At 32.7% G+C, this 14,107-nt stretch carries 11 protein-coding genes and 1 pseudogene; 11 read left to right on the top strand and 1 reads right to left on the bottom strand.

The annotated features are described in order from the left end of the window. Positions 1–166 precede the first annotated feature (166 nt). Both recA and rny read left to right on the top strand, forming a co-directional pair. The gene (gene recA / locus P7F85_RS07530; RefSeq protein WP_002451246.1) at positions 167–1,213 is read left to right on the top strand and encodes a recombinase RecA; all 1,047 of its coding nucleotides are present in this window, start codon (positions 167–169) and stop codon (positions 1,211–1,213) included. A gap of 446 nt (positions 1,214–1,659) precedes the next feature. Then, positions 1,660–3,219: a ribonuclease Y gene (gene rny, locus P7F85_RS07525; protein WP_015365062.1), complete on the top strand. Its 1,560-nt coding sequence runs from the start codon at positions 1,660–1,662 to the stop codon at positions 3,217–3,219. A 121-nt stretch (positions 3,220–3,340) separates the two neighbouring features. Here rny and P7F85_RS07520 read toward each other — a convergent pair whose 3' ends face one another. Continuing rightward, on the bottom strand, positions 3,341–3,556 hold the full coding sequence (locus P7F85_RS07520) for a hypothetical protein (RefSeq protein ID WP_002467042.1): 216 nt from the start codon (positions 3,554–3,556) through the stop codon (positions 3,341–3,343). Between the two features lie 162 nt (positions 3,557–3,718). Between P7F85_RS07520 and P7F85_RS07515 the strand changes: the two genes are divergently transcribed. From P7F85_RS07515 to mutS, 9 genes and pseudogenes are all read left to right on the top strand, one after another. Then, positions 3,719–4,510, top strand: coding sequence for a TIGR00282 family metallophosphoesterase (locus P7F85_RS07515; RefSeq protein ID WP_002467041.1), 792 nt, complete (start codon positions 3,719–3,721; stop codon positions 4,508–4,510). 143 nt (positions 4,511–4,653) lie between these two features. Continuing rightward, a complete protein-coding gene (locus P7F85_RS07510; protein WP_015365060.1) occupies positions 4,654–6,414 on the top strand; it encodes a 2-oxoacid:acceptor oxidoreductase subunit alpha in 1,761 nt (586 codons plus the stop codon). Next, entirely contained in the window at positions 6,415–7,281 is an 867-nt protein-coding gene (locus P7F85_RS07505; protein WP_002451251.1) for a 2-oxoacid:ferredoxin oxidoreductase subunit beta, read from the top strand. It begins immediately after the preceding gene. Between the two features lie 238 nt (positions 7,282–7,519). Then, positions 7,520–8,143 carry a poly-gamma-glutamate hydrolase family protein gene (locus P7F85_RS07500; RefSeq protein WP_015365059.1) on the top strand — a complete coding sequence of 208 codons (624 nt, stop codon included), beginning with the start codon at positions 7,520–7,522 and terminating at the stop codon, positions 8,141–8,143. A 56-nt stretch (positions 8,144–8,199) separates the two neighbouring features. Further along, entirely contained in the window at positions 8,200–8,496 is a 297-nt protein-coding gene (locus P7F85_RS07495) for a thiamine-binding protein (protein WP_002465478.1), read from the top strand. A gap of 363 nt (positions 8,497–8,859) precedes the next feature. Then, a complete protein-coding gene (miaB, locus tag P7F85_RS07490; RefSeq protein WP_002465480.1) occupies positions 8,860–10,404 on the top strand; it encodes a tRNA (N6-isopentenyl adenosine(37)-C2)-methylthiotransferase MiaB in 1,545 nt (514 codons plus the stop codon). A gap of 2 nt (positions 10,405–10,406) precedes the next feature. Continuing rightward, positions 10,407–10,772: a RicAFT regulatory complex protein RicA family protein gene (locus tag P7F85_RS07485; protein ID WP_015365058.1), complete on the top strand. Its 366-nt coding sequence runs from the start codon at positions 10,407–10,409 to the stop codon at positions 10,770–10,772. A gap of 21 nt (positions 10,773–10,793) precedes the next feature. Continuing rightward, positions 10,794–11,286 (top strand): annotated as a pseudogene (thiW, locus tag P7F85_RS07480) (energy coupling factor transporter S component ThiW). 203 nt (positions 11,287–11,489) lie between these two features. Then, positions 11,490–14,105, top strand: coding sequence for a DNA mismatch repair protein MutS (mutS, locus tag P7F85_RS07475; protein ID WP_046464371.1), 2,616 nt, complete (start codon positions 11,490–11,492; stop codon positions 14,103–14,105). Positions 14,106–14,107: the final 2 nt, after the last annotated feature.

The following is a 14,107-nucleotide window of genomic DNA, read 5'->3' as shown; positions in this document are numbered from 1 at the left end:
ATCAATTACTGTTGGAATTAATAGCACGTTTGTTCGTTTTTGTGTAACTAAGCCTCGAAATAACACGAACAAATATTCGCAAAATGCTTGTAATTTGATTTAAAAGCTTGTATAGTATGAATTAAGATATTAAACAGAAAACATTCTCAATTTAGGAGGTCTCGCTTTGGATAACGAACGTCAAAAAGCTCTCGATACAGTAATAAAAAATATGGAAAAATCATTTGGTAAAGGTGCAGTAATGAAATTAGGCGATAATAAAGGTCGCAGAGTTTCAAGTACATCAAGTGGTTCAGTTACATTAGATAACGCATTAGGTGTAGGTGGCTATCCTAAAGGAAGAATTATTGAAATATATGGACCAGAAAGTTCTGGTAAAACTACAGTTGCATTACACGCTATTGCAGAAACACAAAAAAACGGTGGCGTTGCTGCATTTATTGATGCTGAGCATGCATTAGATCCTGTTTATGCTCAAGCACTAGGTGTAGATATTGATAATCTATATTTATCACAACCTGATCATGGGGAACAAGGTTTAGAGATTGCTGAAGCTTTTGTTCGTAGTGGTGCAGTCGATATCGTAGTAGTCGATTCAGTAGCTGCATTAACACCTAAAGCTGAAATTGAAGGTGAAATGGGAGATACTCATGTTGGTTTGCAAGCAAGATTAATGTCACAAGCATTACGTAAACTATCTGGAGCTATTTCCAAATCAAATACGACTGCCATCTTCATTAACCAAATTCGTGAAAAAGTAGGTGTGATGTTCGGTAACCCTGAAACAACACCAGGCGGTAGAGCATTAAAATTCTATAGTTCTGTTCGTTTAGAAGTTCGTCGTGCTGAACAATTGAAACAAGGACAAGAGATTGTTGGTAATAGAACTAAGATTAAAGTAGTTAAAAACAAAGTTGCACCACCATTCAGAGTTGCAGAAGTTGATATCATGTATGGTCAAGGTATCTCTAAAGAAGGCGAACTGATTGATCTTGGTGTTGAAAATGAAATCGTTGATAAATCTGGAGCTTGGTATTCATATAATGGTGAAAGAATGGGACAAGGTAAAGAAAACGTTAAAACTTACCTTAAAGAAAATCCTCAAATTAAAGATGAAATCGATCAAAAACTACGTGAGAAGCTCGGTATTTTTGATGGTGATGTAGAAGAAAAAGAAGAAGACGCACCGAAGTCATTATTTGATGAAGAATAAAATAATTTAATGTATTGATTGAATGAGGTCAAGACAAAAGTATTTAGGATATGAGCAGAACTGTATGATGAGCAAACTTACTTTTTAAATGTTTGTTGAATCATAAGAATTTTATTGCTCAACATGCAGTGTTAGGTGGTTTTTTTATATGAAAACTAATAGCACTGTAGATAAATCCTACTGTTGGGATACCGGTTATCGGTTCTCCAGAGTACCAAAACTTTATGTCTTCACCTCTTTTTTATTTATATAGAAATTTAAAAGTTAAAAATTAAATCTTGTAATATACGCATTTAATACATTTATGATACTGATAAGTTCAAATTGATATCTTGACACTTATAAGTGTAAAACCGTACAATTAGTATGTATGATTCTTATATAATTTCATATAATCATATTGATTTTGATATACAGAGCAAACCCTAGATAAAGGAGGTGTTTATGTGAATTTATTAGGCCTCCTACTCATTTTGCTGGGTATAATTCTAGGCGTTGTTGTAGGGTATGTTGTTGCCCGAAATTTATTGCATCAGAAACAAGTTCAGGCTAGACAAACAGCCGACGACATTGTTAATCAAGCACACAAAGAAGCAGACAACACTAAGAAAGAAAAGTTGCTTGAAGCAAAAGAAGAAAACCAAATTTTAAGAGAACAAACTGAAAATGAACTACGTGAAAGACGTGGTGAATTACAAAGACAAGAAACCCGACTTCTTCAAAAAGAAGAGAACTTAGAGCGAAAATCTGATCTATTAGATAAAAAAGATGAGATTTTAGAGCAAAAAGAATCAAAAATTGAAGAAAGACAACAACAAGTAGATGCAAAAGAGAGTAGTGTTCAAACATTAATAATGAAGCATGAACAAGAATTAGAACGCATCTCCGGTCTCACTCAAGAAGAAGCTGTAAAAGAGCAACTTCAACGAGTTGAAGAAGAACTGTCACAAGATATTGCAATACTTGTTAAGGAAAAAGAAAGAGAAGCTAAAGAAAAAGTAGATAAAACCGCAAAAGAATTGTTAGCTACTACGGTACAAAGATTAGCAGCAGATCATACAACTGAGTCAACTGTTTCAGTTGTAAACTTGCCAAATGATGAAATGAAAGGTCGAATAATCGGACGTGAAGGAAGAAATATTCGAACACTTGAAACACTTACGGGAATCGATTTAATTATCGATGATACACCAGAAGCTGTCATTTTATCTGGTTTTGATCCTATCAGAAGAGAAATCGCTAGAACAGCTTTAGTTAACCTAGTTTCAGATGGAAGAATCCACCCTGGACGCATTGAAGATATGGTCGAAAAAGCTAGAAAAGAAGTAGACGATATCATTAGAGACGCTGGTGAACAAGCAACATTCGAAATAAATGTTCATAACATGCATCCTGACTTAGTTAAAATACTTGGCCGTTTAAATTATCGTACAAGTTATGGACAGAATGTGCTTAAACATTCAATTGAGGTAGCACATCTATCAGGAATGTTAGCAGCAGAATTAGGTGAAGATGTTACCTTAGCGAAACGTGCTGGCTTACTTCATGACGTAGGTAAAGCAATTGACCATGAAGTTGAAGGCAGTCACGTTGAAATAGGTGTTGAATTGGCGAAAAAATATGGTGAAAATGAAACAATCATTAATGCTATTCATTCTCATCATGGTGATGTTGAACCAACATCTATTATCTCAATTTTAGTTGCAGCAGCTGATGCATTATCAGCAGCTCGTCCTGGCGCTCGTAAAGAAACATTAGAAAATTATATTCGTCGTTTAGAGCGTTTAGAAGCACTTTCTGAAAGTTATGATGGTGTTGAAAAAGCATTCGCAATTCAAGCAGGAAGAGAAATCCGTGTGGTCGTATCTCCTGAAGAAATAGATGATTTAAAATCATACCGATTGGCTAGAGATATTAAAACTCAAATTGAGGATGAATTACAATATCCAGGTCATATCAAAGTGACAGTTGTTCGAGAGACTAGAGCAGTAGAATATGCTAAATAATTTCTTACCCCTAATCATCGTATTGATGATTAGGGGCTTTTAATATAAAGAAAAAAGTGCTTATTGATTTGATGAAAATCAATAAGCACTGATATTTGTATTGTGTTAATATTAAAATTGTTTATTTTAATTGTAAATCTGTTTTTTTCAATTCTTGGATAATTTCAGCTGTGTCATAACAGTTAGTAGCAATGTTAGCGTATCTTTCAGCTAAGCGATATGCGTTGATATATAATTTTAAGCTATCTTTTGCGATATCTTCCACATCTTCTGATTTAGATGGGTTAGAACTTACTACTAATTCTGCAAATTTTTCAGGATCGATATTAATAGACATTTATTATTTACAACTCCTAAACTTTTGATAAACATATATTAACATAATATATGTTGATAAAAAAGCAAAGACAGTTAATACTCAAATAAATAATTTTCAAAGAGTACTTTAAATAAAGTTATCTATCTATTAAACTTATTTGTATGAGAGGATGAACATGGCATGAGAATATTATTTATAGGAGATATCGTTGGTAAGATTGGTAGAAATGCAATCTCAACATATTTACCCAAGTTAAAACAAGAATATCGTCCTACCGTTTCCATCGTAAATGCAGAAAATGCAGCACATGGTAAAGGACTGACTGAAAAAATATATAAGCAATTGCTTCGTGAAGGCGTTGATTTTATGACTATGGGCAATCATACATACGGTCAACTTGAGATTTATGAATTTATCGATGAAGCTAAAAGAATGGTCAGACCAGCTAACTTCCCGAGTGAAGCACCTGGTGTTGGTATGCGAATTATTCAAATCAATGATATTAAATTAGCGATTATTAATTTACAAGGTAGAGCTTTTATGCAAGATATAGATGATCCATTTAAAAAAGCTGATGAACTTGTTAAAGAAGCGCAAAAGGTGACGCCTTATATCTTTGTAGACTTTCATGCTGAAACAACATCGGAAAAAAATGCTATGGGATGGTATTTAGATGGTCGAGTCAGTGCAGTAGTAGGTACACATACTCATATCCAAACATCAGATAATCGTATTTTACCTAGTGGCACTGGATATATTACTGATGTAGGTATGACTGGATTTTACGATGGCATATTAGGTATTAATAGAGATGAAGTAATTGAACGATTTATTACAAGTTTACCTCAACGTCATGTAGTGCCTGACAATGGTCGAAGTGTGTTATCAGGTGTTATCATTGATATTGATAAAAATGGTAAAACGACAAACATTGAAAGAATACTGATTAATGACGATAATCCTATGAAATGATAGTAAAAGACATGTGACATTACAGTTACAATTAGTTATCGTCCATTAGTATGAATTTAAAAACACGCCACTGTTTACATAGTAATACAGTGGTTCTTTTTGTTATCATTTAATATGAATTAAAACCACAGGAGGCTTATGATATGAAATCACAAATATCATGGAAAGTGGGCGGACAACAAGGTGAAGGTATTGAATCAACTGGTGAAATCTTTGCGACGGCAATGAATAGAAAAGGTTATTTCTTATATGGCTATAGACACTTTTCAAGTCGTATCAAAGGCGGACACACAAACAATAAAATTCGTGTGTCTACATCTCCAGTACATGCGATAAGTGATGATTTAGATATTTTAATAGCATTTGACCAAGAGACTATTGAAGTTAATCATCATGAGATGCGTGAAGATAGTATTATTATCGCCGATTCAAAAGCGAAACCAGTTAAACCTGAAAATTGTCAGGCACAACTTATAGATTTACCGTTTACAAGTACTGCAAAAGAATTAGGTACTGCATTAATGAAAAATATGGTGGCAATCGGTGCTACATCAGCATTAATGCATTTAGATACATCTACGTTTGAAGATTTAATTACTAATATGTTCACTAAAAAAGGTGACAAAGTAGTTGAAATGAATATTCAAGCATTAAATCAAGGATATCAGCTAATGAAAGAACAATTAACCGATATCAATGGTGACTTTGAATTACAGGAAAGTAATGAAGCACCACATCTTTATATGATTGGTAATGATGCTATTGGATTAGGTGCTATTTCAGCAGGTTCAAGATTTATGGCTGCCTATCCTATTACACCAGCATCTGAGATTATGGAGTACATGATTGCTAATTTACCTAAAGTGGGCGGAACAGTTGTTCAAACAGAAGATGAAATAGCAGCTGCAACGATGTCCATTGGTGCAAATTATGCAGGCGTTAGAGGTTTTACAGCTAGTGCAGGTCCAGGATTATCATTAATGATGGAATCAATAGGCTTATCAGGTATGACTGAAACGCCATTTGTTGTGATTAATACACAACGTGGTGGTCCATCAACTGGTTTACCTACAAAACAAGAACAAGCAGACTTAATGCAAATGATATACGGTACACATGGCGATATTCCTAAAATCGTTGTTGCGCCAACAGATGCAGAAGATGCATTTTATTTAACCATGGAAGCATTTAACTTAGCAGAAGAATACCAATGTCCTGTAATTATATTAAGCGATTTACAGTTATCATTAGGTAAACAAACTGTTAAAAATCTAGATTATAATAGAATTCAAATTAAACGCGGAGAACTCATTCAATCTGATATAGAACGAGAAGAAGATGACAAAACATACTTCCGAAGATATGCATTAACAGGAAGCGGTATTTCACCTAGACCTATTCCAGGTACTAAAGGCGGCATTCATCACATTACCGGTGTTGAACATAATGAAGAAGGTAAGACAAGTGAAGCTGCTGCAAATCGTCAACAACAAATGGATAAACGTATGAGAAAAACGAAAAATCTTCTAATAGAAAATCCAGTAGAACTTACTGAAAATCATGAACAAGCAGATATTTTATATATTGGATTTATTTCTAGTAAAGGGGCAATTCAAGAAGGTGCACAACGTTTAAATAATCAAAATGTTGCTGTTAATACGTTACAAATTAGACAACTGCATCCTTTCCCTACAGAAACGATCCAAAATGCAATTGATAAAGCTCAAAAAGTAATTATTGCAGAACATAACTATCAAGGGCAATTAGCAAGTATTATTAAAATGAACGTTAATAGTCAAGATAAATTGGTGAATCAAACGAAATATGATGGCACACCATTCTTACCACATGAAATTGAAGATAAAGGTTTAGAAGTTGCCAAAGAATTAAAGGAGTTGGTCTAATTGGCTACATTTAAAGATTTTAGAAATAATGTTAAGCCAAACTGGTGTCCTGGGTGTGGCGATTTCTCTGTTCAAGCTGCTATACAAAAAGCAGCAGCAAATGTAGGACTAGAACCTGAGGAAGTTGCACTCATTACAGGAATTGGTTGTTCAGGTAGATTATCTGGTTACATTAATGCATATGGGGTCCATGCGATACACGGTCGTGCATTACCACTTGCACAAGGTGTAAAAATGGCTAATAAAGATTTAACTGTCATCGCTTCTGGTGGAGATGGTGATGGATATGCTATTGGCATGGGACATACAATTCATGCTTTACGTAGAAATATGAATATGACCTATATTGTTATGGATAATCAAATTTATGGTTTAACTAAAGGACAAACATCACCTTCATCAGCTGTAGGCTTTGTTACAAAATCAACGCCAAAAGGAAATATTGAGAAAAATGTAGCACCTTTAGAATTAGCGTTATCATCTGGTGCAACGTTTGTAGCTCAAGGTTTTTCAAGTGATATCAAAGCACTAACGAAATTAATTGAAGATGCAATCAACCATGACGGCTTTTCATTTGTGAATGTATTTTCACCTTGTGTGACTTATAATAAAATTAATACGTATGACTGGTTTAAAGAAAACTTAATTAGTATTGACGATATTGAAAATTATGATCCAACTAATAAACAACTAGCCATTCAAACTGTGTTGGAACACGAATCACTAGTTAAAGGTATTGTTTATCAAGATACTGAGACACCTTCATATGAGTCACAAATTGAAGAAATGGAAGGCGAAGCATTAGCTAAAAAAGACATTCACATTTCTGAAGAAACATTTAATGATTTAACTAAACAATTTGTATAACTTTGATTATTTAGCCTGGGGCATAAAAGATGTCTCAGGCTAATTATATTTTTGACTTATACATTTAAAGTTTGAAATCATAAGAAATATTTAACTAACTACATATCCAATTTTATAATTTGAAAAGGGCATTTTCGTTTTTATAAATTTGTTAGTATTATAATGATTTTGTAAATTAGCATTAAATATATAATGTTTGTGGAATAGAATAGTAAAGATCAACTGAGGAGGTTTAGGTATGGATAAATATAGTACGATGAATGAATTACAAAAATATACTAATGAAGATAAAGATTGGCATATCGAATCCATAGATAATCATCATGATGTTACTATTCTAGCTATTCATGGCGGTGGTATCGAACCTGCAACTAGCGAATTAGCATTAGTCACTGCGCAAACCAATGATTATAATTTTTTTACTTTTAAAGGGGATAGAAGTAAAGGTAATAATGAATTACATGTGACATCTATACACTACGATAATGATACGGCTTGTCAATTGACTCAAAAAAGTAAAAGAGCTATTTCAATACATGGATGTACTGGACATGAATCAGTCGCTTACATCGGTGGGAAAGATGAAGCGTTAATTGAACTTATCACATCAGAACTTGATAAAATTGGTGTGAATGTGGAGCATGCGCCTTCTACAATGTCTGGTAAGCAAAAAGAGAATATTGTGAATCAAACTCGTATTAAGGGTGGCGTTCAACTTGAATTAACGAAATCTTTAAGAAAGCAATTTTTTAAAGATGGAAAAATTGGTCGGAAAAGTAGAGAAGAGAAAAGCAATTGGGATGATTTTTTATATGATTTTGCTAATGCACTTGCAACAGCACTTGATAAAGTGGAAAATTAGATAAGAATGTAAATAAGCATATAAAACGATATATAATATAAATTGAGGTGCAAAAAATGATCGATACATTGATGAGTATTCAAATTATACCTAAAACACCAAACAATGAAGATGTTATTCCTTATGTGGATGAAGCAATTAAAATCATTGACCAATCTGGATTACATTACCGTGTTGGTCCTCTCGAGACAACAGTCCAAGGAGACATGAATGAATGTCTAATTTTAATACAAAAATTAAATCAACGAATGGTTGAACTAGAGTGTCCAAGTACAATAAGTCAAGTTAAGTTTTATCATGTCCCTGAAGGTATTGAAATAGAAACATTAACAGGAAAATATGATGCAGAGTAAAATTAAAATGATTTACTGCAATTCCTAACGAATTATAAAATTTATAGAAATAATAGTGGACAAATAAGGCAAAACCAAAAGCTTTACTGTTTTGAGTGGCAAATGATGGTATTCCAATCGGATAATAATTAGTTATATGTACAAAGCATAAATTTATTTCAATTATGTTTATTGTAGCTAACAAATTTTTAATGTAGTCAGAAAGAAAGCTTTTCTTTCATATTATCCGTTTAGACAATGATGCTAGTAGCTTTGGTTTTAGCCTTTTTTTGTTTGAATGAATGGTGACGCTTTTTGCACTTTTGTATTAAATTTAATATAATGTAGAAATGATATATGGGCATATAGAAAGGATTTTTAATAGTGAATGAAGAGCAGAGAAAAGCTGGTACGATAGATATTTTAGCAGAACGTAATCGTAAAGAAGAAAAAGATTATAGCAAATATTTTGAACATGTGTATCAACCACCGAATTTAAAAGAAGCAAAAAAACGTGGAAAACAAGAAGTTGAGTACAATAGAGACTTTCAAATAGATGAAAAATATCGTGGCATGGGTAAAGAACGTACATTTTTAATTAAAACGTACGGTTGTCAAATGAATGCACATGATACTGAAGTGATGGCGGGGATTTTAGAAGCTTTAGGTTATAGTGCAACGACTGATATTAACACTGCTGATGTTATTTTAATCAACACTTGCGCAATTCGTGAGAATGCAGAAAATAAAGTGTTCAGTGAAATCGGTAACTTGAAACATTTAAAAAAGGAAAGACCAGATTGTTTAATTGGGGTATGCGGTTGCATGTCTCAAGAAGAATCAGTTGTAAACAAAATATTAAAATCATATCAAAATGTCGATATGATTTTCGGTACTCACAATATACATCGTCTACCAGAAATTTTAGAGGAAGCCTACTTATCAAAAGCAATGGTTGTAGAAGTATGGTCTAAAGAGGGAGATGTTATTGAAAATCTCCCTAAAGTTCGTGATGGTCATATTAAAGCATGGGTAAATATTATGTATGGTTGCGATAAATTCTGTACATATTGCATCGTACCATTTACGAGAGGTAAAGAACGTAGTCGTAGACCAGAAGACATTATTGATGAAGTAAGAGAATTGGCAAGAGAAGGGTATCAAGAAATTACATTATTAGGCCAAAATGTTAATTCTTATGGTAAAGACATTGAAGGACTTGACTATGGTTTAGGCGATTTACTAGAAGATATTTCTAAAATTGATATTCCAAGAGTAAGATTTACAACTAGTCATCCATGGGACTTTACAGATCGTATGATTGAAGTAATTGCTAATGGAGGTAATATTGTTCCGCATATTCATTTGCCAGTGCAGTCAGGAAATAATGCAGTATTAAAAATTATGGGTAGAAAATATACGAGAGAAAGTTATTTAGATTTAGTATCTCGTATAAAAGAAGCCATTCCCAATATTGCCTTAACGACAGATATTATTGTAGGTTACCCTAATGAAACTGAAGAACAATTTGAGGATACTTTAACATTATATGATGAAGTAGGATTTGAACATGCATATACTTATTTATATTCTCAAAGAGACGGTACACCTGCTGCTAAAATGAAAGACAATGTACCTACCGATGTTAAAAAAGAACGTCTACAACGCTTAAACAAAAAGGTCGGTGAGTACTCTCAAAAAGCTATGAGCCAATATGAAAATGAAATTGTTACAGTTTTATGTGAGGGCTCAAGTAAAAAAGATGATACTGTTTTAGCGGGATATACTTCAAAAAATAAATTAGTTAATTTTAAAGCACCAAAAGAAATGGTTGGTAAGTTAGTAGATGTTAAAATTGATGAAGCTAAACAATATTCTTTAAATGGTACTTTTATAGGAGAACATCAAAGAGAATTGGTGATGCAATAATAATGTATAATAAAAAACAAATACTTTCTAATGCGGATCAATTAGCACAGAAGATTAAAAATTTAGAAATGATTAAAGAATATCAATCAATTGAATCTCAAATTCATAATAATAAAGCGATTGAAAATAAAATGAATCAATTAAAAAAGCAACAAAAACAATCAGTTAACTTACAAAATTATGGTAAAGAAACGGCGTTTCATCAATCAGAGGATCAAATCCATCAATTAGAAAATGAAATCAATGAATTACCAATTGTTGAAGAATTTCGTGCGTCACAATATGAAGCTAATGATCTATTACAAATGATGATTAAAACGATGGAAAATCGCTTAAATGAGCATAATGAGAACTACCACGACAAATAAATTGGATAAGGAGACAATGCATTGAATATTAGAAAATTAACCATAACAGCGCTATTGATAGCGATTAATGTCATCTTAAGCAGTATCATTGTCATTCCGCTTGGTCCAATCAAAGCAGCACCTATGCAACACTTAGTTAATGTACTTTGTGCAGTTTTTGTAGGGCCTTGGTATGGATTAGCACAAGCTTTAATATCATCCATTTTACGCGTAACATTTGGTACAGGGAGTGTGTTTGCATTTCCAGGCAGTATGGATTGGTGTATTCTTAGCTAGTTTATTTTATATGTATCGTAAGCATATCTTTATGGCTGCTGTTGGTGAAGTATTAGGAACAGGTATTATAGGAAGTTTGATTTGTATTCCATTAGCATGGGTACTTAACTTACAAAATTTCTTTGTAAAACCGCTTATGACTGCTTTCATTGTATCTAGTATTATAGGTGCAGCAATTAGTTATGTTATATTAATAATATTAAAACGACGAGGTCTCTTAGATCGTTTTCAAAAATGATGATTGAGTACGTATAGTCTAATGTGTAACTGTTATGTTTAAGCACATAGGACTGTGCGTATTTTTTTGGTTCATTTTAGATAATGGGCTAGATATGATTGTATATGTTAAAATAGATGAGTTAAATAGTACGTAAAAAATTACATAAAATGATTAAAATATTTAAAGAAAAAGACTATAAAATAAGGGTTGTGAAGAACTTTATGTCAAATGTGACACCAATGATGCAACAATATTTAAAAATCAAATCAGAATATGATGACTGCTTGTTATTCTTTAGACTTGGAGACTTTTATGAAATGTTCTTCGACGATGCTAAAGAAGCATCAAGAGTATTAGAAATTACTTTAACAAAAAGAGATGCCAAAAAAGATAATCCTATACCTATGTGTGGCGTTCCCTATCACTCAGCAGATAGTTATATAGAGACGCTAATTAATAACGGGTATAAAGTAGCGATTTGCGAACAGATGGAAGACCCAAAACAAACTAAAGGTATGGTTAAAAGAGAAGTTGTTCGAATCGTAACGCCAGGGACAGTTATGGATCAAGGCGGCGTGGATGAAAAGCAAAATAACTATATCTTGAGTTTTATTCAAACGCCACAAGAATATGCATTAAGTTATTGTGATATTTCAACAGGTGAATTAAAAACCACACATTTTGAAGATGAAGCTACATTATTAAATGAAATCACGACTATCAATCCTAATGAAATAGTCATTTGTGAACCTTTATCTGAAAATATGCAACGACAAATTAATATGATTACAGAAACCATTACAGTTCGAGATGAGATTTCAAGTCAATATTTTGAAGTGAATAACATTGAACATCAGCACATGCAACAATCAACGCAATTATTGTTAGATTATATACAACATACACAAAAAAGAGATTTATCACACTTGCAAGATGTACAACAATATGCTGCAATTGATTTTATGAAGATGGATTTCTATGCCAAAAGAAATTTAGAATTAACTGAAAGCATTAGATTAAAATCTAAAAAAGGCACGCTTTTATGGTTGATGGATGAAACGAAGACGCCGATGGGTGCAAGACGACTAAAACAGTGGATAGACCGTCCGTTAATATATAAACAACAAATTGAAGAACGATTAAATATCGTTGATGAGTTTATTAATCATTTTATCGAACGAGATACGTTGAGAAACTATTTAAATCAAGTGTATGACATAGAAAGACTAGTAGGTCGTGTAAGTTATGGAAATGTAAACGCACGTGATTTAATTCAACTTAAACATTCAATTAGTGAAATACCTAATATAAAGCATTTATTAAGTCAATTAGATAGTGATAAGATTACTCAATTTGATGCACTCGAACCGCTTGATGACTTACTCGAAGTTTTAGAAAATAGCTTGGTTGAAGAACCACCTATTTCAGTCAAAGATGGTGGCCTATTTAAATCCGGATTTAATCAACAATTAGATGAATATTTAGAAGCATCACGTAACGGTAAATCTTGGCTCGCTGAATTACAAGCGAAAGAAAGAGAACGTACTGGTATTAAATCTCTGAAAATAAGCTTTAATAAAGTATTTGGTTACTTTATCGAGATTACTCGTGCTAACTTGCAAGGCTTTGAACCAGCACAGTTTGGATATAATCGTAAACAAACATTATCTAATGCTGAGCGCTTTATAACAGATGAGTTAAAAGAAAAAGAAGATATTATATTAGGTGCTGAAGATAAAGCAATAGAGTTAGAATATCAATTATTTGTCAAATTAAGAGAACATATTAAAGAATATACTGAGAGACTTCAAAAACAGGCTAAAATCATATCGGAACTAGATTGTTTACAAAGTTTCGCCGAAATAGCTCAAAAATATAATTATGTTCGACCACATTTTAGTGATGATAAAACATTAAAATTAGAAAATTCTAGACATCCAGTTGTTGAACGTGTCATGGATTATAATGATTACGTACCTAATGATTGTGCGTTAGATAATGATACATTTATTTATCTGATAACGGGCCCTAATATGTCTGGTAAATCGACTTATATGAGACAAATTGCAATTATTAGTATAATGGCTCAAATGGGTGCTTATGTACCTTGTGAATCTGCGACATTACCAATATTTGATCAGATTTTCACTCGTATTGGTGCTGCAGACGATTTAGTTTCAGGTAAAAGTACATTTATGGTAGAAATGCTAGAGGCTCAAAAAGCATTAACCTATGCTACTGAGGATAGTTTGATTATTTTTGATGAGATAGGAAGAGGAACATCAACGTATGATGGTTTAGCGTTGGCACAAGCGATGATAGAGTATGTCGCACAAACATCACATGCTAAAACGCTATTCTCAACACACTATCATGAACTTACGACATTAGATCAACTATTACCATGTTTAAAAAATGTACACGTTGCTGCTAATGAATATAAAGGAGAGCTTATCTTCTTACACAAAGTTAAAGATGGTGCGGTGGATGATAGTTATGGTATTCAAGTAGCAAAACTTGCAGATTTACCTGATGAAGTCATTCAAAGAGCGCAAGTTATTTTGAATGATTTTGAACAAAAATCTGATAGTCCTGAACCTCAGATTGTTCAATCTGAATCATATCAAATTGAAGAAGCTAAGGCACCTAATAAAAAGGCACATCAAAACAAGTATGAAGAGAAAGAAACGCCATTCGAACAAGCGTCATTTAACTTATTTGAATCGGAACCTCAACAAAGTGAGGTTGAAGCACACATTAAGTCATTAAACTTATCAAATATGACACCAATTGAAGCATTGGTAAAATTAAGTGAATTACAAAATCAATTAAAATAGAG

It is taken from the genome of Staphylococcus sp. aM (assembly GCF_052975125.1).
This window is presented reverse-complemented; position numbering and strand designations above follow the sequence as displayed.

Excerpts from the sequence above, each read along its gene's own strand:
- P7F85_RS07520 (WP_002467042.1), bottom strand. The coding sequence starts at position 3,556 with ATGTCTATTAATATCGATCCTGAAAAATTTGCAGAATTAGTAGTAAGT.
- P7F85_RS07515 (WP_002467041.1), top strand. The coding sequence starts at position 3,719 with ATGAGAATATTATTTATAGGAGATATCGTTGGTAAGATTGGTAGAAAT.
- P7F85_RS07510 (WP_015365060.1), top strand. The coding sequence starts at position 4,654 with ATGAAATCACAAATATCATGGAAAGTGGGCGGACAACAAGGTGAAGGT.
- P7F85_RS07500 (WP_015365059.1), top strand. The coding sequence starts at position 7,520 with ATGGATAAATATAGTACGATGAATGAATTACAAAAATATACTAATGAA.
- P7F85_RS07495 (WP_002465478.1), top strand. The coding sequence starts at position 8,200 with ATGATCGATACATTGATGAGTATTCAAATTATACCTAAAACACCAAAC.
- P7F85_RS07485 (WP_015365058.1), top strand. The coding sequence starts at position 10,407 with ATGTATAATAAAAAACAAATACTTTCTAATGCGGATCAATTAGCACAG.
- mutS (WP_046464371.1), top strand. The coding sequence starts at position 11,490 with ATGTCAAATGTGACACCAATGATGCAACAATATTTAAAAATCAAATCA.